Source organism: Helicobacter magdeburgensis, assembly GCF_000765825.2.
GTDB classification, from domain to species: Bacteria; Campylobacterota; Campylobacteria; order Campylobacterales; family Helicobacteraceae; genus Helicobacter_C; species Helicobacter_C magdeburgensis.
Map to the genome: position 1 here is coordinate 44,199 of NZ_JRPE02000004.1, position 24,973 is coordinate 69,171.

General features: G+C 39.0%; 30 protein-coding genes and 1 tRNA gene. 26 read left to right on the forward strand and 5 right to left on the reverse strand.

From position 1 onward, the window contains the following. Positions 1-5: 5 nt before the first annotated feature. From LS74_RS03725 to LS74_RS03845, 26 genes are all read left to right on the forward strand, one after another. Complete coding sequence (locus LS74_RS03725) at positions 6-791, forward strand: ParA family protein (RefSeq protein WP_034586549.1); 786 nt, start codon at positions 6-8, stop codon at positions 789-791. Positions 792-796: 5 nt separating this feature from the next. After that, on the forward strand, positions 797-1,684 hold the full coding sequence (locus LS74_RS03730; RefSeq protein WP_034586552.1) for a ParB/RepB/Spo0J family partition protein: 888 nt from the start codon (positions 797-799) through the stop codon (positions 1,682-1,684). Between the two features lie 81 nt (positions 1,685-1,765). Then, positions 1,766-2,191, forward strand: a complete 426-nt coding sequence (locus tag LS74_RS03735; RefSeq protein WP_034586555.1) for a FoF1 ATP synthase subunit B' — start codon at positions 1,766-1,768, stop codon at positions 2,189-2,191. A gap of 9 nt (positions 2,192-2,200) precedes the next feature. Continuing rightward, positions 2,201-2,716 (forward strand): F0F1 ATP synthase subunit B, encoded by a 516-nt coding sequence (locus LS74_RS03740; protein WP_034586557.1) that lies wholly within the window; start codon positions 2,201-2,203, stop codon positions 2,714-2,716. After that, positions 2,716-3,240 (forward strand): F0F1 ATP synthase subunit delta, encoded by a 525-nt coding sequence (locus tag LS74_RS03745; protein ID WP_034586560.1) that lies wholly within the window; start codon positions 2,716-2,718, stop codon positions 3,238-3,240. The genes LS74_RS03740 and LS74_RS03745 overlap by 1 nt, the downstream gene beginning before the upstream one ends. Positions 3,241-3,261: 21 nt before the next feature. Further along, on the forward strand, positions 3,262-4,776 hold the full coding sequence (atpA, locus tag LS74_RS03750) for a F0F1 ATP synthase subunit alpha (RefSeq protein ID WP_034586563.1): 1,515 nt from the start codon (positions 3,262-3,264) through the stop codon (positions 4,774-4,776). A 12-nt stretch (positions 4,777-4,788) separates the two neighbouring features. Beyond that, positions 4,789-5,682, forward strand: coding sequence for an ATP synthase F1 subunit gamma (gene atpG / locus LS74_RS03755; RefSeq protein ID WP_034586566.1), 894 nt, complete (start codon positions 4,789-4,791; stop codon positions 5,680-5,682). A 20-nt stretch (positions 5,683-5,702) separates the two neighbouring features. Next, the gene (atpD, locus tag LS74_RS03760; RefSeq protein ID WP_034586569.1) at positions 5,703-7,103 is read left to right on the forward strand and encodes a F0F1 ATP synthase subunit beta; all 1,401 of its coding nucleotides are present in this window, start codon (positions 5,703-5,705) and stop codon (positions 7,101-7,103) included. Positions 7,104-7,115: 12 nt separating this feature from the next. Continuing rightward, on the forward strand, positions 7,116-7,508 hold the full coding sequence (gene atpC / locus LS74_RS03765; protein ID WP_138128829.1) for an ATP synthase F1 subunit epsilon: 393 nt from the start codon (positions 7,116-7,118) through the stop codon (positions 7,506-7,508). Positions 7,509-7,511: 3 nt separating this feature from the next. Beyond that, on the forward strand, positions 7,512-8,075 hold the full coding sequence (locus LS74_RS03770; RefSeq protein ID WP_002957514.1) for a MotA/TolQ/ExbB proton channel family protein: 564 nt from the start codon (positions 7,512-7,514) through the stop codon (positions 8,073-8,075). A gap of 5 nt (positions 8,076-8,080) precedes the next feature. After that, positions 8,081-8,482 carry an ExbD/TolR family protein gene (locus tag LS74_RS03775; protein WP_034585592.1) on the forward strand — a complete coding sequence of 134 codons (402 nt, stop codon included), beginning with the start codon at positions 8,081-8,083 and terminating at the stop codon, positions 8,480-8,482. A gap of 1 nt (position 8,483) precedes the next feature. Continuing rightward, positions 8,484-9,176 carry an energy transducer TonB gene (locus LS74_RS03780; RefSeq protein WP_034585589.1) on the forward strand — a complete coding sequence of 231 codons (693 nt, stop codon included), beginning with the start codon at positions 8,484-8,486 and terminating at the stop codon, positions 9,174-9,176. Between the two features lie 9 nt (positions 9,177-9,185). Then, positions 9,186-10,439, forward strand: a complete 1,254-nt coding sequence (gene tolB, locus LS74_RS03785; RefSeq protein ID WP_034585586.1) for a Tol-Pal system protein TolB — start codon at positions 9,186-9,188, stop codon at positions 10,437-10,439. Positions 10,440-10,501: 62 nt separating this feature from the next. Beyond that, positions 10,502-10,975 (forward strand): OmpA family protein, encoded by a 474-nt coding sequence (locus tag LS74_RS03790; protein WP_034585584.1) that lies wholly within the window; start codon positions 10,502-10,504, stop codon positions 10,973-10,975. 20 nt (positions 10,976-10,995) lie between these two features. Next, entirely contained in the window at positions 10,996-11,841 is an 846-nt protein-coding gene (locus tag LS74_RS03795; protein WP_034585581.1) for a tetratricopeptide repeat protein, read from the forward strand. After that, positions 11,838-12,398, forward strand: coding sequence for an FKBP-type peptidyl-prolyl cis-trans isomerase (locus LS74_RS03800; RefSeq protein WP_034585578.1), 561 nt, complete (start codon positions 11,838-11,840; stop codon positions 12,396-12,398). The genes LS74_RS03795 and LS74_RS03800 overlap by 4 nt, the downstream gene beginning before the upstream one ends. 36 nt (positions 12,399-12,434) lie before the next feature. Continuing rightward, positions 12,435-12,533, forward strand: a tRNA-Sec gene (locus tag LS74_RS10830). Positions 12,534-12,567: 34 nt separating this feature from the next. Next, a complete protein-coding gene (fliQ, locus tag LS74_RS03805; RefSeq protein WP_002957507.1) occupies positions 12,568-12,834 on the forward strand; it encodes a flagellar biosynthesis protein FliQ in 267 nt (88 codons plus the stop codon). A gap of 19 nt (positions 12,835-12,853) precedes the next feature. Beyond that, positions 12,854-13,645 (forward strand): UDP-N-acetylmuramate dehydrogenase, encoded by a 792-nt coding sequence (locus tag LS74_RS03810; RefSeq protein WP_034585575.1) that lies wholly within the window; start codon positions 12,854-12,856, stop codon positions 13,643-13,645. A 239-nt stretch (positions 13,646-13,884) separates the two neighbouring features. Beyond that, positions 13,885-14,280, forward strand: a complete 396-nt coding sequence (secG, locus tag LS74_RS03815; protein WP_034585571.1) for a preprotein translocase subunit SecG — start codon at positions 13,885-13,887, stop codon at positions 14,278-14,280. 3 nt (positions 14,281-14,283) lie between these two features. Next, the gene (frr, locus tag LS74_RS03820) at positions 14,284-14,841 is read left to right on the forward strand and encodes a ribosome recycling factor (protein WP_034585568.1); all 558 of its coding nucleotides are present in this window, start codon (positions 14,284-14,286) and stop codon (positions 14,839-14,841) included. Positions 14,842-14,843: 2 nt separating this feature from the next. Beyond that, positions 14,844-16,655 carry a threonine--tRNA ligase gene (gene thrS / locus LS74_RS03825; protein WP_034585566.1) on the forward strand — a complete coding sequence of 604 codons (1,812 nt, stop codon included), beginning with the start codon at positions 14,844-14,846 and terminating at the stop codon, positions 16,653-16,655. After that, positions 16,652-17,176 carry a translation initiation factor IF-3 gene (gene infC, locus LS74_RS03830; protein ID WP_034585563.1) on the forward strand — a complete coding sequence of 175 codons (525 nt, stop codon included), beginning with the start codon at positions 16,652-16,654 and terminating at the stop codon, positions 17,174-17,176. Before thrS ends, infC begins: the two co-directional genes overlap by 4 nt. 21 nt (positions 17,177-17,197) lie before the next feature. Next, positions 17,198-17,392: a 50S ribosomal protein L35 gene (rpmI, locus tag LS74_RS03835; RefSeq protein WP_014666543.1), complete on the forward strand. Its 195-nt coding sequence runs from the start codon at positions 17,198-17,200 to the stop codon at positions 17,390-17,392. Positions 17,393-17,473: 81 nt separating this feature from the next. Continuing rightward, positions 17,474-17,827 (forward strand): 50S ribosomal protein L20, encoded by a 354-nt coding sequence (rplT, locus tag LS74_RS03840; RefSeq protein ID WP_034585560.1) that lies wholly within the window; start codon positions 17,474-17,476, stop codon positions 17,825-17,827. Positions 17,828-18,080: 253 nt separating this feature from the next. Then, positions 18,081-19,238, forward strand: coding sequence for a metallophosphoesterase (locus LS74_RS03845; RefSeq protein ID WP_034585557.1), 1,158 nt, complete (start codon positions 18,081-18,083; stop codon positions 19,236-19,238). A gap of 94 nt (positions 19,239-19,332) precedes the next feature. Here LS74_RS03845 and LS74_RS03850 read toward each other — a convergent pair whose 3' ends face one another. From LS74_RS03850 to LS74_RS03870, 5 genes are all read right to left on the reverse strand, one after another. After that, positions 19,333-20,046, reverse strand: coding sequence for a DUF2393 domain-containing protein (locus tag LS74_RS03850; protein WP_052086369.1), 714 nt, complete (start codon positions 20,044-20,046; stop codon positions 19,333-19,335). 8 nt (positions 20,047-20,054) lie between these two features. Then, positions 20,055-20,798, reverse strand: a complete 744-nt coding sequence (hisIE, locus tag LS74_RS03855) for a bifunctional phosphoribosyl-AMP cyclohydrolase/phosphoribosyl-ATP diphosphatase HisIE (protein WP_034585554.1) — start codon at positions 20,796-20,798, stop codon at positions 20,055-20,057. Positions 20,799-20,801: 3 nt separating this feature from the next. Beyond that, entirely contained in the window at positions 20,802-21,932 is a 1,131-nt protein-coding gene (locus tag LS74_RS03860; protein WP_034585552.1) for a prohibitin family protein, read from the reverse strand. 9 nt (positions 21,933-21,941) lie between these two features. Beyond that, positions 21,942-22,865, reverse strand: coding sequence for a branched-chain amino acid transaminase (locus LS74_RS03865; RefSeq protein WP_034585551.1), 924 nt, complete (start codon positions 22,863-22,865; stop codon positions 21,942-21,944). A 70-nt stretch (positions 22,866-22,935) separates the two neighbouring features. After that, on the reverse strand, positions 22,936-24,972 hold the full coding sequence (locus LS74_RS03870; RefSeq protein ID WP_034585596.1) for an ABC-F family ATP-binding cassette domain-containing protein: 2,037 nt from the start codon (positions 24,970-24,972) through the stop codon (positions 22,936-22,938). Position 24,973 lies beyond the last annotated feature (1 nt).

Consider the following 24,973-nt stretch of genomic DNA (forward strand, 5'->3'; position numbering starts at 1 on the left):
ATACTATGTGTGAAGTCCTTACTATAGCAAATCAAAAAGGCGGGGTTGGCAAAACGACAACGGCTGTAAATCTTGCTGCCTTTCTCGCAAATGCTGGAAGAAAGGTGCTTGTGATTGACTATGATCCACAAGCAAATGCTACAACAAGCTTTGGCTTTAGACGCAACAAGATAGAATCTGATATTTATCACGTCCTTACCGGATCTAAGAAGCTTTCTAAAATTATTCTTAAGACAGAGATTCCAAATCTTGATCTTGCCCCCTCAAACATCGGGTTAGCGGGAATTGAAAAGGAATTTTATAGCAAAAATAGCATAAAAGGTCGTGAGCTACTTTTAAGCAAAAAAATTGAAGAGGTCAAAGATCAATATGATTTTATCGTTATAGATTCTCCACCTGCTCTTGGCTCACTCACTGTGAATGCCTTAGCAGCAGCAGATTCTGTAATCGTGCCAATTCAGTGCGAGTTTTTCGCACTTGAGGGCTTATCACAGCTACTTAGCACGATTAAGCTTTTAAAAGACACGATTAATCCAAAGCTCACTATTAAGGGCTTTTTACCCACAATGTATTCAGGGCAGCATAATCTTTCAAGGCAGGTTTTTGATGAGCTAAAAGAGCATTTCAGCAAGGAGCTTTTCAAAAATAATGATGAGTTTGTCATTATCCCTCGTAGCGTTAAACTCGCCGAGTCGCCTAGCTTTGCCCAACCTATTATGCTTTATGATGCACGATCTAATGGAAGTATGGCATATGAAAATCTTGCACGCGCTATCTTACAAGGAGCGTAAGAACAATGGCTAAAAAAAAGTTAGCAATAGGCAGGGGCTTAGGGGCGATATTAGCCGAAACGGCTGAAGCCTATGAGCAGAATCTTAGCGATAACTCATCGCTCGTCTTAGATCTTGATATTGATATTATTAAGCCAAATCCCTACCAGCCTAGAAAAACATTCAACCAAGAAGCTCTTCAGGAGCTTTCAGAATCTATAAAAGAACACGGCTTGTTGCAACCTGTAGTCGTGTATGATAATGGCGATGGTGATTATGTCCTTATTGCTGGAGAGCGGAGACTGCGTGCATCAAAACTCGCTGGGCTAAGCAATATAAGAGCAATTGTAGCTGAAATTGAGCAAAAGAAAATGCGTGAGCTTGCTATCATTGAAAATATCCAACGCGAAGAGCTTAACGCCATTGAATTGGCACTATCCTATCAAGAGTTGCTTGAAGAGTATGATATTACACACGAAGAGCTTTCAAAACGCATTAACAAATCAAGGACGCAAATCACAAATACCCTGCGTTTATTGCAGCTCTGTGATGAAGTTAAGACTATGCTAGGTGAAGAGAAAATCACGCAAGGACACGCTAAAATGCTTGTTACACTGAGTGAATCCGAACAAAAACTTGTAGCAGATTCTATCATAGGGCAAAGACTAAGCGTGCGTGATACCGAAACACTGATTAAAAAGCTTAAAAATGGGCAGGATTCCACAGCCAAAGATTCTATCAGCAAAGCAAAGCCAAAAGGGCAGGCTAAAAACCTTGATATATCCTTGCTAGAAGAACTTAGAATGGAGCTATCATCACTTGGAATTCAAAGCAGTATCAATGCAACAAAACTAAGCATAGATTTCAAAAGTGATGCAGAAATTACCACATTGTTAAAAAAAATAGTAAAATAATACATTCTTTAAGGTTTAATATATTTTAACTTGTTAGAATGCTTGAAGTTTTTGATGTAATTTTTACCACAAGGAGTTCAGATGAGCATTACTCTTAATCCATATTTAATGTTGCTCGTTTTTGTTACTTTTATCCTTCTTATTTACCTACTTAATCAATGGCTTTTTAAACCAATGATGACCTTTATAGGCAATCGTGATGCGTCTATTGAACGAGACTTGTCAAGCACACAAAGTCATAAAGGCGATATCCAACGCATTGATGAAGAGATTACTCAAATCCTATCAAATGCGAGAAAAGAAGCTGCTCAAATCCTAGAAGTAGCCACAAAAGAAGCAAAGGCTACTTATGAAGAAAAGATTAATGCCAAAAAAGCAGAGAATGAAAAGAAATTAGCTGAATCTAAACAAGCATTGCAGGAGCAACAGGCACAGCTTTACGCGGAATTGCTAGAACAGCTTCCAGTGTTTAAACTCGCTTTAGATTCAAAGCTTAAGCAAATTTAGGAGGATATGATGAGAAAGATTTTGTGTTGTGCATTGTTTGTAGCTTTTCCCTCTTTTCTCCTAGCTTCGGCGAGTATCGAAGAGAGTGATTTTATCCCGCGTGTTATTAACTTTGTTATCTTTTTGGCAATTTTGTGGTATTTCGCTTTTGACTCTATTAAAGGTATTTTTACAACAAGGAAAAATGCGATTGCCACGCGTTTGCAAGAAGTCCAAGACAATCTTCATAAAGCCAAGCAAGAAAGAGAAAACGCACAAAAACGCTTAGAAGAGAGCAAAGAAAGGGCTAAGGAAATTGTTAGTGCTGCCAAACAGGAGGAATATCTCATTCGTCAAAAATATGATGAACAAATCAAGAGAGACATTGAAATATTAAAGCATTCGCTTGAGGCAAATATTGAATTTGAACACAGAAAAGCCGTGCAACAAAGTGTTGAAAATCTCCTTAATGAGCTGACTAAAAGTCAGAATCTGCAGCTCAACAAAGAAGATTATGTGAATATTATTACAAAAAGGATTTCGTAATGCTCAATATTATTTCCAAGAAATATACTCAAGCTCTTATGGATTCTGGCTGTGATTTAGATGAGTCTCTTAGCATTCTTAAGGCTTTTTCAGCTGTCTTAAAAAGTAAAAAGGTCGCCGATATTATCGCCTCCCCATTTTTGAGCAAAACACAAAAAGAGGAGTTTTTGTTAGATTCTCTTAAAAATGTTGATACGAAGATTCAAAACTTCTTCCGTCTCATCGCTCAAACAGATAGAATCTTACTTATCCCCTATATCAGCAATGAGCTTGAAAAGCGTCTGCTTGCGCGTAAGAAAGAGTATGCAGCGGTGCTTATCAGCAAAGATGAGCTTGATACCAAAACACTTGAAAAGATTCAAGATTCCCTAGCCAAAAAACTTGGTGTCAAGCTTAGTATCAAGCAGGAGCTAAGTGGAACAGATGGTATTAAACTAAGCGTTGAAGATTTAGGTATTGAGGTATCTTTTTCCAAAGATCGCTTTAGCAGTGATTTAAAAAATCATATTCTCAAAGCACTTTAAATTAACATAAGGAGAAACAAAGTGGCAACAAAAATTAAGTCAGAAGAAATCAGCTCAATCATCAAAGAAAGAATTGAGAACTTCAATATTAATATTGATATTAGCGAGACAGGTAAAGTTATAGCCTATGCTGATGGTGTGGCAAAGGTATATGGGCTAAATAATGTAATGTATTATGAAATGGTGGAGTTTGACACAGGCGACACTGGAATTGCTTTCAATCTTGAAGAAAGTAGTGTGGGTGTGGTTGTGCTTGGCTCTGGACGCACAATCAAAGAAGGGACCCCTGTCAAAAGACTAAAGAAACTTATGAAAGTGCCTGTTGGCGATGCTGTGGTTGGACGCGTTATTAATACGCTTGGAGAACCCATTGATGGTAAGGGAGCGATTGAGGCGAGTGAATATCGCTTTGTAGAAGAAAAAGCACCGGGCATTATGGCTAGAAAATCAGTTCATCAACCGCTTCAAACCGGTATCAAAGCCATTGACGCACTCGTGCCAATCGGTAGAGGGCAAAGAGAGCTTATTATCGGCGATAGACAAACAGGTAAAACAACCGTTGCTGTGGATACGATTATCAATCAAAAAGGTCAAGATGTTGTATGTATCTATGTCGCCGTGGGACAAAAAGAATCTACGGTTGCACAAGTTGTAAGAAAGCTTGAAGAACACGGGGCTATGGAATACACAATCGTTGTTAATGCTCCAGCATCTTTTTCTGCGGCAATGCAGTTCCTAGCACCTTATACAGGTGTAACTATTGGCGAGTATTTTAGAGATAACGCACGACACGCACTTATCATTTACGATGATTTGAGTAAGCACGCTGTGGCGTACCGAGAAATGTCTCTTATTTTGAGAAGACCTCCGGGGCGTGAAGCATTCCCGGGTGATGTGTTCTATCTCCACTCTCGTTTGCTTGAACGAGCTGCGAAGCTTAATGATGATTTGGGTGCAGGCTCACTTACAGCGTTGCCAATCATTGAAACACAAGCGGGAGATGTTGCCGCTTACATTCCAACTAATGTTATATCAATCACAGATGGGCAAATATTCCTTGAGACAGATTTGTTTAACTCCGGTATTCGTCCAGCTATTAATGTGGGCTTATCCGTATCGCGTGTTGGTGGAGCAGCACAGATTAAGGCAACCAAACAAGTAGCCGGGACATTGCGTCTTGATTTGGCACAATATAGAGAGCTTCAAGCATTTTCGCAATTTGCTTCAGACCTTGATGAATCAAGTCGCAAACAGCTTGAAAGAGGACAAAGGATGGTTGAGATTCTAAAACAACCACCTTATTCTCCTTTGGCTATTGAAAAGCAGGTAATTATTATTTATGCTGGGGCTAATGGCTTTTTAGATAATATTCCAGCTAATAGAGTTGTGGCATTTGAATCTGAACTTTATCCATTTCTTGAAGCGAAATATCCAAAAATATTTGAAGAGATCAGCGTGAAAAAGGCGTTAGATAAAGATATTGAAGCTGAGCTAAGCAAAGCCTTTGAAGAGTTTAAAATGAGCTTTGGGGCGTAATAAGGAGCTATTATGGGTGGCAACCTTAAAGAGATACGAAAACAGATAACGAGTGTCAAGAACACACAAAAGACAACAAAAGCAATGAAGCTTGTCTCTAGCTCCAAGCTCAAAAAAGCCGAAGAGTTAGCGAGACGCTCAAAGGTGTATGCCAATCAGCTTAACGCAATGTTTGATGATGTTGTGAAAAAAATCCGTTTAAGGGGGCTTGATAGCATTAATAGTCGCTTTTTTGTCAAATCTAAAGACAGAGAGATTAAAAAGCTTGATATTATTTTCATCACAGCCGATAAGGGTTTGTGTGGTGGCTTTAACACGACAACTATTAAGGAAGTTGTTCGTCTTATGGAAAGCTACAAGCAAAAAAATATCAAGGTCCGCCTAAGAGGCATCGGTAAAAAGGGCATATCATTTTTTGCTTTCAATGATATTGAGGTGCTTGATAAGGTTGTTGGGCTAAGTGCTATGCCTACCTTTGAAAAAGCAGCGGAATTTATTGATAGTGTTGTGGAAGATTTTCTCAATGGTGCGACAGATGAAGTCATCATCATCCATAATGGGTTTAAAAATATGATTTCTCAAGAGCTAGAAACTCGTGCTATCCTTCCGCTTACAATCAATATAGAACAAGATTCACAGGCTTCTATTCTTAATATTGAACCAGAAGATGAAGAAGATGCTATCCTTGATGAACTTGCTAAAAAATACATTCAATACAATATGTATTATGCTTTAGTAGATTCATTAGCAGCAGAACATAGTGCGAGAATCCAAGCTATGGACGCGGCGACAAACAATGCTGGGGATTTGGTAAAAAGTCTTACCATTTCACTCAACAAAGCACGGCAAGAAGCAATCACAACAGAGCTTGTTGAGATTAATGCTGGTGCAGAAGCAATAAAATAAACTTATAAAAAGGAGAACAAATGCAAGGTAAAATTACGCAAGTAATGGGTCCCGTGGTAGATGTGGAATTTGAATCTTATCTACCGATGATTAATGAAGCCATTGATGTTATATTTGATGTTGAAGGCAGAGAAAACAGACTTGTGCTAGAGGTTGCTGCACATCTTGGCGATAATCGTGTCCGCACAATTGCTATGGATATGACAGAAGGTTTGACTCGTGGGCAGGAAGTAAAAGCTCGTGGCAAAATGATTGAAGTGCCTGTTGGCGAAGCAGTGCTAGGGAGAATATTTAATGTTACAGGCGATGTGATTGATGGTGGTGAGCCACTTGCTACCGATCTTAAATGGGCGATTCACCGAGAAGCACCAAGCTTTGAGAATCAAAGCACAAGAACAGAAATGTTTGAAACAGGTATCAAAGTTGTTGATTTACTTGCTCCTTACTCTAAAGGTGGAAAAGTTGGATTATTTGGTGGTGCTGGAGTTGGCAAGACCGTTGTTATTATGGAGCTTATTCATAATGTTGCTTACAAACATAGTGGCTATTCTGTGTTTGCGGGCGTTGGTGAGCGGACAAGAGAGGGCAATGACCTTTATAATGAAATGAAAGAAGGTGGTGTTTTAGATAAGGTTGCACTCTGCTATGGGCAAATGAATGAGCCACCGGGTGCTAGAAATCGTATTGCCTTTACAGGTTTGACTATGGCGGAATATTTCCGTGATGAAAAAGGGCTTGATGTGCTAATGTTTATTGATAATATTTTCCGCTACGCGCAATCTGGATCTGAAATGTCTGCGTTGCTTGGACGGATTCCATCTGCGGTTGGTTATCAGCCAACACTTGCAGGAGAAATGGGTAAATTGCAAGAAAGAATCACATCAACCAAAAAAGGTTCTATCACATCAGTTCAAGCTGTGTATGTTCCTGCTGACGACTTAACTGACCCAGCTCCTGCGTCTGTTTTCTCTCACCTTGATGCTACAACGGTGCTTAATAGAAAGATTTCTGAAAAGGGCATTTATCCGGCTGTTGATCCACTTGATTCTACCTCTAGAATCCTTGATCCGCAAGTTGTTGGAGAGGAACATTACAAGGTAGCTACTGGGATTCAGCAAGTGCTACAAAAATATAAAGACTTGCAGGATATTATTGCTATTTTGGGAATGGATGAGCTTTCAGAAGAAGATAAGCAGATTGTTGATAGGGCAAGAAAAATTGAAAAATTTCTTTCTCAACCTTTCTTTGTTGCTGAAATATTCACAGGCAGTCCGGGCAAATATGTAACACTTGAAGAGACGCTAGAGGGCTTCAAGGGAATACTTGAAGGCAAATATGATGATATTCCTGAAAATGCGTTTTATATGGTGGGCAATATCCAAGAAGCATTGGAAAAAGCACAAAAACTTAAAAGTGCATAGTTAGGAGAGAATATGGAGCATCTTACATTAAGTATTGTTACTCCTTATGGAAGTATTTATAATGGCGAAGTGAAATATGTCATTATGCCCGGGAGCGAAGGGGAATTCGGCGTTTATCCTGGGCATTGCAACATTCTTTCCCTTCTTAAAGTTGGTGTGATTGAGTTTGAAAATACACAGGGTAATAGGGAGCTTGTCGCTATTAATTGGGGATATGCTAAAGTGTCTTCTGCTGATGTTAAAATCATAGCTGATGGTGCAGTTGCTATCGGTGGAAGTGCTGAATCCGAAATCGCTTCAGCACTTGATAATGCCAGAACTCTTCTCACTGAAGCTACGACAGATAATGCACTCATTGGAGCGGTGGTCTCTCGCATAGAAAATGCGGCAAAGAGCAGAATCTAACCTATGGATTTTCTCAAAACCTTCTTCGCAGAAAGCACGATAACGACGATTATTGTGCTTTTGTGGCTCTCAATATATTTTCTTTTAACACTTTGGATATATTTTTATAAGAATTTTACGCTAGGCGATTGGCTTTCAACTGAAAAATATCATCTTGATATGCTGATAGCCAAAAGCATTTTGATTCCAAAAAATAGCTTTATTACAGCACTGCTTGAAAAAAGTGAAGGGCGTATCTCAAAAGAGATTTTACAAGTGTGGAAACTTAAAGCCACACAAAGGGCGACTGCTTCGTTGGTATTTTTAAGCATTATTGCTTCAACCGCACCATTTATAGGGCTATTTGGCACGGTGGTTGAGATTCTTGAAACTTTTAGCGTGTTGGGTGGGGGCAATGTGTCTTTTGATGTTATCGCACCTGTTATTTCAAAGGCACTTGTAGCTACTGCGGCTGGGATTCTTGTTGCCATTCCTGCCTACTCTTTTCATTTGCTTCTCAAACGCAAAGCATATCACATCATCACTTGCATTCAAATGCAAATAGACCTTATCCTTGCAAATAAGTAAGCCAAATGAATCTTAGCGAATTTGATTGGGAAGAAAAGCCTGAACTCAACATCACACCCCTTGTTGATATTATGCTTGTGCTTTTGGCAATCCTTATGGTAAGCACCCCTACTATCACCTACCAAGAAGACATTACACTCCCTAAAGGCTCAAAGTCAAAGAAAATTGCCAAAGATTCTATAATTGAAATCCGTGTAAGCTCGGATAGAAAAATCCATATCCGCGATAAAACCTATGAATTTAAAAACTTTGCTGATAGTTTTGTGCTTTTTAGTAAAAACTTTGATAAAGACACGAGCATTTTTATCCGTGCTGATAAGAATCTCAAATATGAAGACATTATCTATATCCTAAAAGTTGCAAAAGAATCTGGCTTCTTAAAAGTATCTCTTGTAACCAGTAGCTAAAATGAACAACGCCCTTTTATTTATCACAAGCGGTATTATCTCATTTTGTATCTATTGTCTGCTTCTTATCGCCCTAGTTTTTACTTTTTTTTACCAAAAGCCCACACATTATTCATCTTTGCTAGAATCTACCCTAGCACTTAATGCCATTAGCGTTGAAGCCATCATTGATGATAAGCCAACACCCGCTCCAAATAAACAAGATTCAAGCACAAATAACCCGCTTGCTGGCTCTGGCATAAAAGATATGTTTAGCAAAATAGATAGTGATATACCCAGCCAAAACTCGCCCATTGGCGATAATAGAGAGAAGCTAGAGCAAAATACCAAAGACAAGCTCAAAGAATTGCAATCCTCCGCCCAAGAGCTACAAAACAAATTAAACAGCCTAAGCAATCTCACTATCAGCACAGACACAAGCCAAAATGATGGGGAATATGATGAGTGGTATGCCCAGATTGAAAAAATTATGCTCCAGCAATGGCAAAAAACTTTTTCCATTGAAGAAAAAATGCAAGCATTAGTCTATATTCGCATAGCAAACAATGGAGATTTTAGCTATAACATTGTAAAATACTCAGGCAATGTAGCCTTTGATGATTCTCTAAAAGCAATGCTAGAGGAATGCAAACAAATGCGTTTCCCTCCACACCCAAAAGGTTCAAAAGAGATCGCTACTACTTTTAAAAATTAAAGGAGTCCTATGAGATTTATTGGTTTAATATTATTACTTAGCTTGAAGCTTTTTGCCGTTGATGCGACATTAGAAATAGTCAAAAATGGCAATAAGATTCCCTACATTATGGTAGAAAAGCTAGATTCTGAAAATGCAGATTTTGGCACAAAAGTACTTAAAATGCTTGTGGCAGACCTTAAAGTAAGCGGACATTTTCAGGCTGATGATGGCGGTGTCAATAAGTCTAATGACATAAATTACGCAGACTATGCAGAGAAAAAAGTGGATTTACTTGCACAAATTAAAGTTGCCAAATCCTCCACACTAACAGCTACTCTCTCTCTTTATGACATCAACACTTCAAAGCATATATTCACTAAAACCTATACTGAAAACGACATAAAACGCTTTCCTTTTTTGGCTCACAATATGACAATTGACATAAACTCATATATCAAAGCCCCTAGCATTCAGTGGATGCAACGCTTAGTTGTTCTATCTCGCTATGTTGGCTCTGGTAGTAGTGAGATTCTCATCTGTGATTATACTTTGACTTATCAAAAAGTCGTTGTCAAAGGTGGGCTAAATATTTTCCCAAAATGGGCAGATTCAAAGCAGGAAAGCATTTATTATACAAAATATCTTGAAGTGCCAACTATTGTTAAACACAACCTTGCCACAGGGCAAATTGAACAGCTTGTAGGCAGTGAGGGGGTTGCCATCGTATCTGATGTTAGCAAAAATGGCGAGAATCTTATCCTTAGCCTTTCTCCTACCGCACTTTCTGATTTATATATTTTTAACACCAAAAGCAAAAATTTGCGTAGGCTGACAAACTATTCAGGTATTGATGTTGATGGGAAATTTGTTAATGATGAAAAGGAAATCATCTTTGTATCCGATAGACTTGGCTATCCAAATATCTTTATGATGCGACTTGATGGCGGTGGCACAGAACAAGTCGTGCTACACGGAAGAAACAATAGTGCCATTACCTCAAATGGCAAATATGCTGTCTATACAAGCCGCGAGACAAACAATGAATTTGGTGGAAATACCTTTAATCTCTACCTTATCTCTCTAGCTCCGGGATCAAACTATATCCGCCGCTTAACCGCAAATGGCAAAAATCAAATGCCAAAATACTCAAGCGATGGTGGAAGCATTATGTATCTTAAGCATTACAAAAATCAAAGTGCGTTAGGAATTATCCGTGTAGATTATAATGCTAATTACTTTTTTCCACTTAGCAAGATGAAGATTCAGGCTTTTGACTGGTAAAAGTGTTATCTATTTACTTTTACAAAATACAATCAGGAGATACCATTTTCAAAGGAGACAAAATGAAAAAATACATTGCAATAGGCGTTCTAACTGCTCTTATGTCGGTTGGCTGTTCAGAGCCTGAAGCTGCAGATACCGGATCAGGCACGGCTGCAAGTTCTGGTCAAGATAACTTTGTAGATTTAGCAGCAGATACAGCTGCTGGATATGCGAAAGTTTTGTTTGATTTTGACAAATACGATATCCGCCAAGATATGGAAGATGGATTAGAAAAGGGTGCGGCTGCACTTAAATCTACAGGCGCTAAAGTCGTGCTTGAAGGACATACAGATTCTTATGGATCAGATGCTTACAACTACGCCCTTGGCACAAAAAGAGCAAATGCAGTAAAAAATGCTCTTACAACTCGTGGTGTTAGTGCTTCTCAAATCAAAACTGTAAGCTATGGTGAAAGCAAACCAGCTTGCACAAGTGGAGATACACCGGAGTGCAACCAAGAAAATAGACGCGTTGAGTTCAAACTCGCTAAATAATGTAACTTAGGGACTAGAAATTGAAAAAGCTTTATTCTTTTTTGCTTCTTTTCCCCTTTTTTTGTCTCGCCGAGCCTTCCGCTTTTGAAAAGCAAAGCGGTGCGACAAAAAATGATCTAAAGGCTCTGCAGGGTGTCGTTACAAAACTTCAACAAAAAGTAGAGACTATCCAACAAGCCCAAGAAGGAATCTCAAGTCTCCACGAATCTCAAAGCTCAAAGATTCAACAACAGCTTATTCAAACAACCCAACAATCAAAAGATCTTGAAGAGTTAAAAACACAAGCCGAGTTATACAAAAAACTTCAGCAACAGGTTGATACAAACACCCAAAATATTACCTTACTTAAAACACAAATTGAAGAACTTAACACAAGCCTAAAAACCCTAAATCAAACTATTCTCAACGAACTTAAAAAACTTAGCAACCAGCCAAACCAAACAAATAACGCCAATGCAGATTCTAAAACATCAACTTCTTTCACAAAAGATAAAACTAAAAAGGCAGAGATATTTACTCAAGCCAAAGACTTATTCACAAAAACAAAATACGATTCTGCAAAAGCTCGGTTTGAATGGCTACTTAGCCTTGAATACAAAAAAGCAGATAATCACTTTTATCTTGGTGAGATTGCCTTTACTAGCAAAGCTTACAATGATGCCATCTATCACTACAAGCAGAGTGCCTTAGCAAATGATAAGGCAAAATATATGCCTACACTTTTACTCCATACTGCTCAATCTTTCAACGCTATCAAAGATACAAAAAACTATAATAAGTTTTTGGATTCCTTGATAAGTAACTACCCTACGAGCAAGGAAGCCCAAAATGCAAAAAAACTTAAAGAAAAAAAGGATAAAAAATGATTGCACAAAATAAAGTTGTTAGCATAGAATACGAAGTATTCAATCAAGAGGATAATGCTCTACTTGATTCAAATAAGGGAGGCTCTCCACTAGAGTTTCTCGTTGGCTCTGGACAGGTGATAAGCGGACTTGAAAATGCCCTTATGGGTGCAAAAGTTGGCGAAAATATTAAAGCCACAATCAAACCAGAAGATGCTTATGGAATCTACAATAGTGATTTTATCCACGAAGTTCCACGCGAGCAATTTGAAGGCATCGACCTAAAAGCTGGAATGACACTTTTTGGACAAAGTGAAGATGGGCAAACCGTGCAAGTGATTGTAAAAGATTTTAACGACAAAGCTGTTATGATTGATTACAATCACCCACTTGCTGGCAAAACCCTTAGCTTTGATGTAACAATCCTTGATGTGCGTGAAGCAACGGAAGCGGAAGTTCTCCAAGGTGGTGTTGGTGGAGGCTGTGGTTGTGGAAGCGGTGGCGGACACGGAGGAGGTGGCTGCTGTGGTGGTGGCGGACATAGCCACGGCGGTGGAGGCTGTGGTTGTAGCCACTAAAGTTTTAGAATCTAAGGCAAAGTCTTAGATTCTAAATGGAGGGCAAGCGTCTCTGGTGGGCGTCGTGGGCTTCAAACCCACTGAAGGGTTAGGTGTCTAATCCTTGGGGAGTTCGATTCTCTCGCCTTCCTGCCAACTTTAACTTTTAATCACTAGGCAAAGGATTTTTATGGAAGCTCAACTTATGGCTCTAGCTATTCAAACCTACAAGCTTACTTTGATTCTATCACTCCCTATGCTTTTGGCTGGGCTTATTGTGGGGCTACTTATCAGTATCTTTCAGGCAACAACACAAATCAATGAGATGACACTCACTTTCGTGCCAAAGATTCTTGCCGTTGTGGCTGTGATTATCTTTGCAATGCCGTGGATGATTAATATGATTACCGATTATACGCGTATGCTTTTTACGATGATTTCTAGCATTAATTTCTAAGAATGTAATTTTTAAGCTAATGCAGACAAAAATTATTGACTTTTCCACCTATTCTAGCCTAAAAATTGGCGCTCCCATTGAAGTAAATCTTATCCAAACGCCACAAGATTCTAAACTCGCACTCTCTCAGCATATGCAAGTTATCGGCAAAGCAAACAACCTACTTGTTTCTCCAAAGGCTACAAATCTCGCCCTACTTGATAAAACATTTTCATATATCACTGATTGTGGGGAATATATTGAAATTGGTGGGGCATACCCCTCTGGGAGAATCTTTAGCTATTTTAAATCTCATAATCTCGGTGGCTTAGAGTTTCTCCAAGCCCTGCCCGGAAGCCTTGGAGGCTTAGTCAAAATGAATGCGGGTATGAAACAATATGAGATAAAATCAATCCTGCATTCCATCAATGTCAATGGAGAGTGGCACGATGTCAGCACATTTCCTATGAATTACCGCGATAGTGGCATTACAGGCATCATCTTAGCAGCAAGATTCTATAAAAAAATAGGCTTTGACACAGCTCTTCATACGCAATGCAATGCCTTGCGGAAGCACCACCCAAAAGAGCCAAGTTGCGGAAGTTGCTTTAAAAACCCAAAAGGCGATTATGCAGGGCGACTTTTAGAATCTGCGGAACTCAAAGGATATAGGATAAATGATATTGCTTTTAGTGAGCAACACGCCAATTTTCTCGTCAATAAAGGCAAGGCAAGTTTTGAAGACGCCATCTCCCTTATAGAGCTTGCCAAAAAGCGTGTTTTTGAGCAAAGCGGTATTCAGCTAGAATGCGAAGTGCAGATTCTGCACTGAATTGAAAGGCTTAGCAGCACTTAATTTTAGAATCTGCAAACAAATTTCGCCTACACAACAAACTTTTAATTTAACAAATGTTTTTATACTCCTTGCATAGTTTGTCATATTCTCAAATTTGTTACATTTTCATTAAGCCTTTGACTTTGTTTAAGGATTTTTTGCTATAATCCACCATTTGTTTTCAATATTTGTTCCAACTTAATTTTAACTTAATTTTTAAATCTTTGGAGTTTTAGATGACAACTACCCTTTTTGTCGTGCAAATTGTATTGGCTATATTTATCACCATTATGGTGCTTTTGCAAAAAAGCTCAAGCATAGGACTTGGAGCATATAGCGGAAGTAATGAATCTGTATTTGGTGCCAAAGGTCCTGCTGGATTTTTAGCGAAATTTACAATGTTTTTGGGACTGCTTTTCGTTCTTAACACAATTGCCCTTAGCTACTCATACAATAAACAAGCGGAGAAAAGTATCCTTGATTCTCTGCCTAGCACACAAACACCCGCCGCACCACAAGCAGCGGATACACCTGCAAATCCAAATGCTTTCATTGTTGATGAAAATGCCGCCCCCACTGCACCACTTGCAGCACCTTTAGATTCAAGCCAAAACAATCAACCAAAGGAATAAGTTATGTTAAATGATATTTATAACAACGCCAAGTCCCATATGGAGAAGACCATAGAATCTCTCCGCAGGGACTTTAGCACATTGCGTAGTGGGAAGGTGAGCATTAGCATTTTAGATAATATTCGTATAGATTACTATGGCACACTCACACCGCTTAATCAAGTAGGTTCTGTCATTGCTCAAGATGCTACAACTATCATTATCACACCTTGGGAAAAGCCATTGCTTAAAGATATTGAAAAGGCCATTCAAGAGGCAAACATTGGTGTAAATCCAAATAGCGATAGCGAATGTGTGAAACTCTTTTTCCCCCCGATGACACAGGAGCAACGCAAGGAAATTGCCAAACAAGCCAAATCGATGGGAGAAAAGGCAAAGGTAGCTATCCGCAATATCCGCCAAGATTCTAACAATGGCATTAAAAAGCTTGAAAAGGATAAGAGCATCACCGAAGATGAGGGTAAAAAGGGGCTTGATGAGATTCAAAAATATACTGATGAGTTTGTCAAAAAATGCGATGATATGGTAAAACACAAAGAAGAAGAGGTAATGAAAGTATAAAAATGAGTGAAGTTATAGGCATTAAACATAATCAAAATATTTATGATCTCTGCACCGCAAGTGAGCTACATATCAATGGGGAAAATATATATTTTGATAACTCTCCTGAATCTTTAGAAATTATCCGCCACTCTTGTGCACACCTTATGGCTCAAGCGATTAAATCACTCTATCCAGAGGCGAAGTTTTTTGTGGGACCTGTAGTAAATGAGGGCTTTTACTATGATTTTAAAGTAGATTCTAAAATCAGTGAAGAGGACCTGCCAAGTATTGAATCTAAAATGCTAGAGATTGCTAAAAAAGCCTACCCCATCACAAAATCCACACTTTCACGCAAAGATGCAGAAGCAAAGTTTGCCAATGATGAACTCAAACAAGCCGTGATGAGTAAAATCCCTGATGATAAGCTAAGTGTTTATGCACAAGGGGATTTTGAAGATTTATGTCGCGGACCGCATTTGCCAAATACAAAACTTTTACAGCATTTTAAGCTCACTAAAATCGCTGGGGCTTACCTTGGTGGAGATGAAAAGGCTCAAATGCTTATCCGCATTTATGGCATTGCCTTTGCCGATAAACAATCGCTCAAAGATTATCTTTTTGCCATTGAAGAAGCCAAAAAGCGAGACCATCGCAAACTTGGGCAGGAAATGGGACTTTTTACCTTTTATGAAGACATAGGTGCAGGGCTACCCATTTGGCTACCCAAAGGTGCGAGACTGCGGCAGAATCTTGAGCGATTGCTCACTATCGCCTTAAATGAAAGGGGTTATGAGCCTGTAAGGGGACCTGAGATTCTCAAAAGTGATGTGTGGAAAAAAAGCGGACATTATGATAACTATAAAGAAAATATGTATTTTACAACCATTGATGAGCAGGAATATGGCATTAAGCCTATGAATTGCGTAGGGCATATCAAAGTCTATCAAAGCTCGCCGCGAAGTTATAGAGAGTTGCCGTTGCGTTTTTATGAATATGGAATCGTCCATAGACACGAGAAAAGCGGTGTTTTACACGGACTTTTGCGCGTGAGAGAATTTACCCAAGATGATGCGCATATTTTCTGCCAAACAAACCAAATTAAAGATGAAGTCAATCACATCATAAGCTTTACCAAAAGCATTTTAGACGCCTTTAATTTTGCGTATGAAATGGAGCTATCCACACGCCCGGAGAAGTCCATCGGCAGCGATGAAGTATGGGAATCGGCTACAAATGCGCTTAAAAATGCTTTGGAAGAAAATAAAATCGCCTATCAAATTGATGAGGGCGGTGGGGCATTTTATGGACCAAAGATTGATATAAAAATTACAGATGCACTCAAACGCAAATGGCAGTGTGGGACGATTCAAGTAGATATGAATCTCCCTGAACGCTTTAATCTTAGCTACACAGATGAGAATAACGCTCAAGTGCAGCCTGTTATGATACATCGTGCGATTCTTGGCTCGTTTGAACGCTTTGTGGCAATTTTGACAGAGCATTTTGCCGGTGAGTTTCCACTCTTTATAGCCCCTACACAAGTGATACTTATCCCTATAGGGGACGCACAGCTAGACTATGCAAGGGAGTTGCGTGATGAGATTATTAAGATAGGTGGATATGCGGAGATTATGGACAAAAATGAAAGTCTTAATAAAAAAATTAGACTTGCAGAAAAACAAAAAGCTCCGCTGATTGTGGTGATTGGAGCAAAGGAAGTGGAAAGCAAGATTCTAGCAATCCGCGATAGGCGAGAGAAGGCTCAATATGAGCTTTCTCAAGCTGAATTTATTACGACACTAAAAACAAAAATAGGAGAGGTTCGCTTTTGAGCAGAGAAGAAACATTACTCAATGAAGAGATAAATTTTAAAGAAGTGCGTTGTGTAGGCGATAATGGAGAGGTGTATGGGATTATCTCCTCCAAAGAAGCTTTGAATCTAGCCAATCAAGCCGGACTTGATCTTGTGCTGATTTCGCCCAATGCCAAGCCGCCGGTGTGTAAGATTATGGACTATGGCAAGTTCCGCTATCAGGCTGAAAAAAAACAAAAAGAAGCACGCAAAAAGCAAAAGCAAATTGAGATTAAAGAGATAAAGCTTTCAACGCAAATTGCACAAAATGATATTAACTACAAAGTCAAACACGCCATTGAATTTTTAGAATCTGGTAAGCACGTGAAGTTTAAGGTATTTCTCAAACAACGAGAGCTAAGTATCCCACAAGCGGGTATGGATACGCTTCACAAAGTCGCAGCAATGCTTGAAGATATTGCTATTGCTGAAAAAGAACCAAAGCTTGAGGGCAAATATTTGAATGTGCTTTATGTGCCAAAGAAAAAAGACAAACATTAATCTTATGAAAGGAGAGAGATAATGCCAAAGATGAAAACAAATCGCGGTGCAGCCAAACGCTTTAAGCTAAAGAAAAATGCCATTAAACGCGGAAGTGCGTTTAAAAGCCATATCTTAACAAAGAAATCGCATAAGCGTAAGGCAAATTTGAATGCACCAAAATATGTTCACAGCACAAATGTTGATTCTGTAAAAAGTCTGCTTTGTATGGCTTAAGAATCTAAACTCCCCACTATGCCAAGCATTATGGGAAAGAGAAGCAAAAAAGCTTACACCTAAAAAGGTAAAGGAGAAAAAATGAGAGTAAAAACAGGCGTTGTCCGAAGAAGAAGACATAAAAAGATTCTAAAACTTGCGCGAGGCTTTTACAGCGGACGCCGCAAACATTTTAGAAAGGCAAAAGAGCAACTAGAACGCAGTATGTGCTATGCTTTCCGTGATAGGAAGCAAAAAAAGCGTGATTTTAGAAAGCTATGGATTACGCGTATTAATGCGGCTTGTAAGATGAATGGGATAAGCTATTCTCGCTTTATCCACGCTTTGAAACTTGCCAATATTGACCTTGATAGGAAGATTCTTGCTGATATGGCGATGAATGACATACAGACATTTAACACTATTATCGCAAGTGTCAAGGATAAGATTAAATAAGGATTTTAGATTCTACATTTAGGGCTTATGCCACATTGTAGAATCTACTCCTCACAAAAAACCTTCCTTTTAACTTCAATCAATTTTCAACAATCTCTTTAACAAAGTATTTTCCACAAAAAATGATAGCCTTAATGGACTTTTGAGTATTGCTATCTTACAATACTCCCCTAGAAATCAACCCATAAGCTTTGTAAATTACCACGCAACAAGGATTTATTAAAGCTTTCAAACCACTTCAATAAGGATTTTTATGCAAGATGTGCCTGAGTTTGCCCAAATGCAAAGTGCCATTTTTCCCTTTATGGGTTCTCTGCTTTTTATTATTCTCCATATTTATGTCTATAAAGCATTGTTAAAATCCCTTAGCACCAAGCCTTTTGTCCGTCTAGTGTGGAAAATTTTTACCATCATTAATGCCCTGCATTGTATAGCATATCTCTTTTTACGTGATAATGCCAATGTCCCGCAGGTATATTATTTTCTACTCTCACTTTGTCTTGGCATTACTTTTTTCTTTGTTATGGCAGCTTTAATGTATCAAATCTGCTCACTTTTTATTATGACACTCCGCACAAAATCCGCACGCAGTAGGTGGCGACATAGAGTAAAGGTAGGAATATTTTGCCTTAGCCTTGTAATGCTTGTATTTGCCACTTATAATGGCACAAAGAAGCCAGATATTATCCAACATAGCCTTGAGATTGAAGGGCTTAGCACGCCTCTTAAGGCAGTGGTGCTAAGTGATATTCATATCGGTGGACTTATGGAGCAGAGCAAAACAAGGCAAATTGTAGAGATGACAAATGCCCTAAATGCCGATGTGATTTTTCTCGTAGGAGATATTGTAGATGCTAAATTAGAAGATGTTAAAAATAGCGTAGATGAGCTTAAGAATCTTCAGGCAACACAGGGTGTGTTTTATGTATTAGGTAATCACGAGTATTTTCACGATGTCGAAAATATCCTTGAAAAATTAGAATCTTTAGGATTCCATATTCTCATCAATCAAAATTATGTGCTTGATAATACCATTAATATCGCTGGAATAGCAGACTTTATGGGGTGGCGTGTAGGCTACCTTGAGCCTAATATTGAGCAGACTTTTGAAGGCGTAGATTCTGCCTTGCCTACTATCTTGCTTTCTCATCAACCAAAAGTGATACATTATCTCACTCCACCTTATGATAAAGTCAGCCTTGTTGTGAGCGGACACACACACGGGGGGCAGATTTTTCCATTTTCTTTAGCAATGCTTTTGCAACAGCCCTATATCTCCGGACTCCACACACTTGAAAATTTAAGCAAAACACAAGTGTATGTTTCCCAAGGTGCAGGATTCTGGGGACCACCTATGCGGATAGGCAGTGAGCGAGAGATCACCCTCCTTGAACTCCTACCTCCAAAATAAATACTGATTTTATTTTTAGGGAAGTTATATTTTGGCTTATCACATAAAGATTCTATTTTTATCTTTAGACACACAAAGTAGAATCTTGCAGAGCTTAATGAGACAACAAATCTTGTGATGTTGTTGAACTTGGTGCTTGTGGTGTTGATGCCCGTTCTTGCACATCTTGCTCTTGCAGCTCATTCTCTTGTGTTGGGGTTAATACTTCTGGCTCCTTGGGAGTGATAATATCCTTGCTAGGGGATTGTTTCTTTTGCATTTTTTGGGCAAATTTATTTGACAAATAGCAATCCACATACACTCTAAACAAAGGCTCTTGTGCTTCAAAATTTGGCACAATCACAGAAAAATCAGCATTACTATCAGGCTCAATATCAATGTCAATACTCGTGCTTAGGGAGCTTTTTGGAAAAATGCTATTAAAATATTTCATAAACTTACTATCCTTCTCATCACGCACAGAATCTACACTAATCAAACATTCATTAATAGGTGCTCTGCCTTTATTTGTAATATTTCCTGCGACAAAGAAACCTTTTGTATATTGCATAGGATACGCACTCATCAAAGTAACATCTGTCTTATACAGCACATTTTTCATCATAAAATGCAAAACAAAAGGTGCGGCAAGAATGGCGATAATAGACAAGAAAAAGAAAAACCTTGCAATGAATCTCCGCCCACGCAAAAGCAGCCCTAAAGTAAAAAGCATAATAAAAATAAAAAAACCAATCAGTATTAAGCCTATCTCATAAACGGATAAATAAGACACCATTTGGATAAGCAAAACCTTTAGCTTTTCAAACATCATATATCCTAATGCGTTTGACGCGAGGCTTTCTCTTCTATGCCACTTTGCCCCTTGCGTCTTTTAAGCTCCTGCAATACACGCTCAGGGTTAATATGCTCTAAGGCTAAGCCCACCAAAATATGATAGAGCAAATCCGCACATTCATAGATAATTTCAGATTCCTGCCCATCTTTAATCGCAAAGCACAGCTCTCCTGCTTCTTCAATAATCTTTTTACAAATGCCATTTGCCCCTTTTGCAAATAAAGACGCACTATAAGAAGTTTTGGGATTTTCGTGTTTTTTTTGCTCTATGATATGATACAGCTCATCAAGGATATGATAGATTCCATAAGGGCTTTGAATCTTTGGGGCTACTTGACTTACGCCATTAGATTGAGCCACTTCGCTTTTGCACCCATCTTTAGATTCATCTTTCATTTCGCTTGGGATAATGCGTTGAAAAAAGCAGCTTTTTTCTCCCGTATGACAAGCCACACCCTTTTGCTCCACGAGAAAAATCAAGCTATCATTATCACAATCAAGTCGCACTTCTTTGATTTTTTGTGTGTTGCCACTTTGTTCACCTTTTTGCCAGATTCTCTGCTTTGAGCGAGAAAAATAATGTGCGATTTGGCTTTGCAAAGAAAGCTCTAAAGATTGTTTAGAAGAATACGCAAACATTAAAACTTCATTACTCCCCCACTCTTGAGTAATAGTGGGGATTAGCTCATACCGCTCCCAATCAATCTTTTCTAGCACATCACGCATATATTACTGCCCTACGACACTGCTTTTTTGCTTATTTTTAGAATCTACCCAAATATTTGGCACAGCCCCACCGGGAGTTAAGAATATTTGTGCGTTTGTATTTTCTTTTAACGCCTCATTAAACTTGCCCTGCGTTTCAATTTGCCGCAATTCAAGCAATCGTTGAGAGAGGCTTTCATTCACAAGGCGGTTTGCCTGACTTTGACCTTTGGCTTCAATCTCTAGTGCATCTGCCTTACCCTTTGCCCTTTCACGCAAGGCATTTGCCTCTTCTTTTGCCTTTTGCGCGTCCCTTTTAGCAAGTTCCACACCTTCAATTCTCGTTTTCACCTGCTCTGGCAACACAATCTCACGCAACTGGATAGATACAAGCTTCACAGGCTGATTTGGCGTTGTATCAAGCTTACCTTTAAAACCATTATAGATAAGATTTGCCACTTCATCGCGTTTTGTCGGTAGCTCCTCTGTGGGGTAATTCCCAACAGCACTTCTTACCACATCACGAATGACGGGATTGATGATTTTTTGCTCCCACGCCATACCATACTCTGCAATAGTCGCAGGGACTTTTTCACGCTCAAGCTGATACTGCACGGTGAGTTCAATTGAGATTGTCATACCGCTTGTATCCATAACATTAATCGCATCATTACGCAAAATGCTTGATTCTCGTCCTACATTTCCCATATCCTCGCTACGAGAGAAGTTAATCGTCCTTACCTTTGTATCCACTAAAATCACATCTTGGATAATAGGCATAAAAAAGTGAAGTCCGGGATCAAGCGGCTTAGGGTCATACTGCCCTGTTGTTACTTTAATGCCAACTTCCCCCGCATTGACAATCACAAAAGGACGCGCAGCGATAAAAATCACAATCAATAAAACAACGATAATAATCACGCCAAGCGACTTACCACTAGGCATTGAGGGCATAGGCATATCAAGGTTAAATCCACTGCCACCACGATTATTGTTGTTATTTGGGCGATTATTGCCACCATTACCACCACCGCCATTATTGCGATTGCCACCACCACTATTTTGGTTTCTTGGCTGCTGATTATCGCTAGAGCCTTTTTTTTCATCAAGTTCGGCTCGTTTTTTCTTCAAATGCTCGTTTAAATCAATAGGCATTGTTACTCCTTAATCTATATAAGTTAAATAATGAGAATATTTTGGATTTTCACCATTGACAACATCAAAATATGCTTGTTGCAATTTCTTTGTCAAATCCCCAGCCTTGCCATTGCCAATAACTCTCGCATCAAGCTCACGCACAGGCGTAATCTCTGCTGCCGTCCCTGTAAAAAAGGCTTCATCAGCGATATATACTTCATCTCGTGTAATGCGTCTTTGTTCTACGCTTAAGCCCATATCCTTAGCTATCTCAATAGTTGTGGCTTGTGTGATAGATTCTAGTGTATTATCATAGGGTGGGGTAATGAGCTTACCATTCCTTACGATAAAAAAGCACTCGCCACTACCTTCTGCCACAAAACCATTATCATCAAGTAATAATGCCTCATCGCACCCACAAGCCAATGCTTCGTGCTTTGCCATTTGTGAGTTAAGATAATTTGCCGCCGCCTTTGCTTTACCCATAAATGACTTTGTAGGATTCCGCACAAAAGAGCTTGTTTTGACTTTAATTCCATTATTTAAGCCTTCTTCACCAAGATACGCTCCCCACTCCCAAGCGGCAATTGCGACATTCACCGGTGCGTTAATGTGATTTAGCCCCATAACACCATAGCCAAGATAAATAATAGGGCGGATATACACATTGCCTTTATATTCATCTTTATTTGCCTTCAAAAGCTCCACTTGAGCTTTTTCTAGCTCATCTTGCGTAAAGGGCGATTTAATACAAACAATCTTAGCTGAATCTAAAAGCCTTTTTGTATGCTCCTTTAAGCGAAAAATCGCCAAGCCTTTTTTTGTCATATATGCTCTTGTGCCTTCAAAAACGGCATTTCCATAATGCAAAGTATGGCTCAAAATATGCGTAGTAGCTTCTGCCCACGGGATAAGCTTACCATCTTTCCAAATATATTTTGCTTCTTTCATTGAAGATACTCTCCTTATTGTGAATCTAAACAATGTCGCAGATTGTAGCAAAAGTTTTATAATATTCTAACTATGCCAAATCACTATTTTTCTGCTCTAATTCCAAATATTGCGTGATTTTAGAATCTAGCTCCTTTTCCACTTCTGCTAGCTCCGTTGCCAAGACACTAATACCTTGCTGCTGATAGGTTTGTGGGTTGCTAAGGGCAGTTTGCAGGGCTTTTTGCCTAGATTCTAGCACTTCAATCTCTTGGGGCAGAATCTGCAATGCCCTTTGCTCGTTGTAGCTTAGCTTTTTTGCTTTTTTCACAGGGGCAGATTCTATGGGAGCAGATTCTGTATGCTGTGATTGAATCTTGGGCTTAGAATCTGCACTCAAAGATTCTAATTTCTCAAGCTCTAACAAACTTTCATTCATCTCCAAATACTCGCTATAAAGCATATGTGTCTGCACCACTTTGCCGCCCCCTTCAAAGACAAGCAGTTTTTGGGCGAGTTTATCCACAAAATACCTATCGTGGCTTACAAATACAACCGCACAATTCAGGCTTAAAAGATATTCCTCCACAATATTAATCGTTTGTATATCTAAATCATTTGTTGGCTCATCAAGGATAAACACATCAACTTCCTTGGTAAAAAGCAAAGCTAGGGCTACGCGGTTTTTCTCCCCACCGCTAAGAGAGCCTATTTTTTGCGTTAAAAACTCTTTTGGAAATAAAAAGTTTTTCAAATACCCATAAACGTGTAAATGCTTCCCACGCACTTCAATATATTCCCCACCATTTGGACAAAAAGTCTCTAGCAAATCCTTATCATCTTCAAGTAAAGCTGTGTGCTGATCAAAATAGCCTATGCGTATATCGCCTACCTTTACCACACCTGAATCTGCCTTGTCTTGCCCTAGCAGAATTTTTAAAAAGCTTGACTTGCCCGAGCCATTTTTACCAACAATGGCGATTTTATCATTCCGCAGGATTCTTAAGTTTAAATCTTTTATTAGAATCTTGCCACCTATATTTTTACACAAATGCTCTATCTCAAAAAGGCATTTTTGATTATTTACACTTTCACGCTTATTAAAGCTTTTCTGCTCTCTTTCAAGCTCAAGTCGCATTTTGCGTATCACAGATGGATTGTGCTTTGCCTCTTCACGCATAGCTAAGATTCTATTTTTTCGCCCCTCATTGCGTTTTAGCCTTGCTTTCACACCTTGCCGTAGCCATTGCTCTTCACTTTTTAGAATCTTAAGGAGTTTTTGATGGGCTTGACTTAAATGCCTTAACATTTCCTCTTTTTTGGCTAGATAGTCTAAATACCCGCCATCAAAACTTGTCAAATGAGCGCAATCAATCTCAATAATGCGTGTAGCTACTCTGTCAATAAAATATCTATCGTGGCTAATAAATACAAGTGTAAAGCGGGATTTTAAAATAAAATTCTCCAAAAATGCCACCATTTGCGTATCAAGGTGGTTTGTAGGCTCATCAAGCAATAAAATATCGCAAGGTTGCAATAAAATACTCGCTAATGCGATTTTTTTCTGCTCCCCTCCACTTAGAGAATTTGCAAGCCTATCTCTAAAAACTTGTAATCCAAAATGCTCTAAAATTTCTTCTGCTCTTTTCTGTAAATCCCAGCCATTGTTGTCATCTAAGAAGGCACTAAGTCTTGCGTATTCATCTAACATCTCTTTATGCGTGTTTTGCATTGTCTTTTTGGGCGTGTTTGAGGTTTGAGAATCTTGGCGAGAGGCGTGATATGTAGAATCTTGTGTCATTGAAAGCTTGTTGTTTATCTCTTGCAGGGCGTTATGAGCTTTTGTTATCTCACTCATAGATTCTACAAGCACATCATACACACTTGCATTTGCCTTAAAGATAGGCTTTTGCTCTAAGGATAGAATCTTAAGATTTTTAACACTTATTCTCTCACCGCCATCTATCTCTAGCCCTCCGGCAATAATCTGCAATAAACTTGACTTGCCCGAGCCATTTTGACCAATAACCGCAATGCGTTCATATTGAGAGATATTAAGACTTGCTTGTTTGAGAATAACTTTATTATCGTATTGCTTATGTATATCTTGGAGCGATAAAAGATTCATC

Excerpts from the sequence above, each read along its gene's own strand:
- LS74_RS03730 (WP_034586552.1), top strand. The coding sequence starts at position 797 with ATGGCTAAAAAAAAGTTAGCAATAGGCAGGGGCTTAGGGGCGATATTA.
- LS74_RS03865 (WP_034585551.1), bottom strand. The coding sequence starts at position 22,865 with ATGAAAGAAGCAAAATATATTTGGAAAGATGGTAAGCTTATCCCGTGG.
- LS74_RS03745 (WP_034586560.1), top strand. The coding sequence starts at position 2,716 with ATGCTCAATATTATTTCCAAGAAATATACTCAAGCTCTTATGGATTCT.
- rplT (WP_034585560.1), top strand. The coding sequence starts at position 17,474 with ATGAGAGTAAAAACAGGCGTTGTCCGAAGAAGAAGACATAAAAAGATT.
- frr (WP_034585568.1), top strand. The coding sequence starts at position 14,284 with ATGTTAAATGATATTTATAACAACGCCAAGTCCCATATGGAGAAGACC.
- LS74_RS03740 (WP_034586557.1), top strand. The coding sequence starts at position 2,201 with ATGAGAAAGATTTTGTGTTGTGCATTGTTTGTAGCTTTTCCCTCTTTT.
- atpD (WP_034586569.1), top strand. The coding sequence starts at position 5,703 with ATGCAAGGTAAAATTACGCAAGTAATGGGTCCCGTGGTAGATGTGGAA.
- LS74_RS03800 (WP_034585578.1), top strand. The coding sequence starts at position 11,838 with ATGATTGCACAAAATAAAGTTGTTAGCATAGAATACGAAGTATTCAAT.
- tolB (WP_034585586.1), top strand. The coding sequence starts at position 9,186 with ATGAGATTTATTGGTTTAATATTATTACTTAGCTTGAAGCTTTTTGCC.
- LS74_RS03775 (WP_034585592.1), top strand. The coding sequence starts at position 8,081 with ATGAATCTTAGCGAATTTGATTGGGAAGAAAAGCCTGAACTCAACATC.
- LS74_RS03790 (WP_034585584.1), top strand. The coding sequence starts at position 10,502 with ATGAAAAAATACATTGCAATAGGCGTTCTAACTGCTCTTATGTCGGTT.
- thrS (WP_034585566.1), top strand. The coding sequence starts at position 14,844 with ATGAGTGAAGTTATAGGCATTAAACATAATCAAAATATTTATGATCTC.
- LS74_RS03735 (WP_034586555.1), top strand. The coding sequence starts at position 1,766 with ATGAGCATTACTCTTAATCCATATTTAATGTTGCTCGTTTTTGTTACT.
- LS74_RS03725 (WP_034586549.1), top strand. The coding sequence starts at position 6 with ATGTGTGAAGTCCTTACTATAGCAAATCAAAAAGGCGGGGTTGGCAAA.
- secG (WP_034585571.1), top strand. The coding sequence starts at position 13,885 with ATGACAACTACCCTTTTTGTCGTGCAAATTGTATTGGCTATATTTATC.
- LS74_RS03810 (WP_034585575.1), top strand. The coding sequence starts at position 12,854 with ATGCAGACAAAAATTATTGACTTTTCCACCTATTCTAGCCTAAAAATT.
- hisIE (WP_034585554.1), bottom strand. The coding sequence starts at position 20,798 with ATGCGTGATGTGCTAGAAAAGATTGATTGGGAGCGGTATGAGCTAATC.
- LS74_RS03770 (WP_002957514.1), top strand. The coding sequence starts at position 7,512 with ATGGATTTTCTCAAAACCTTCTTCGCAGAAAGCACGATAACGACGATT.
- fliQ (WP_002957507.1), top strand. The coding sequence starts at position 12,568 with ATGGAAGCTCAACTTATGGCTCTAGCTATTCAAACCTACAAGCTTACT.
- LS74_RS03860 (WP_034585552.1), bottom strand. The coding sequence starts at position 21,932 with ATGCCTATTGATTTAAACGAGCATTTGAAGAAAAAACGAGCCGAACTT.
- atpG (WP_034586566.1), top strand. The coding sequence starts at position 4,789 with ATGGGTGGCAACCTTAAAGAGATACGAAAACAGATAACGAGTGTCAAG.
- rpmI (WP_014666543.1), top strand. The coding sequence starts at position 17,198 with ATGCCAAAGATGAAAACAAATCGCGGTGCAGCCAAACGCTTTAAGCTA.
- LS74_RS03780 (WP_034585589.1), top strand. The coding sequence starts at position 8,484 with ATGAACAACGCCCTTTTATTTATCACAAGCGGTATTATCTCATTTTGT.
- atpC (WP_138128829.1), top strand. The coding sequence starts at position 7,116 with ATGGAGCATCTTACATTAAGTATTGTTACTCCTTATGGAAGTATTTAT.
- LS74_RS03850 (WP_052086369.1), bottom strand. The coding sequence starts at position 20,046 with ATGTTTGAAAAGCTAAAGGTTTTGCTTATCCAAATGGTGTCTTATTTA.
- LS74_RS03870 (WP_034585596.1), bottom strand. The coding sequence starts at position 24,972 with ATGAATCTTTTATCGCTCCAAGATATACATAAGCAATACGATAATAAA.
- LS74_RS03845 (WP_034585557.1), top strand. The coding sequence starts at position 18,081 with ATGCAAGATGTGCCTGAGTTTGCCCAAATGCAAAGTGCCATTTTTCCC.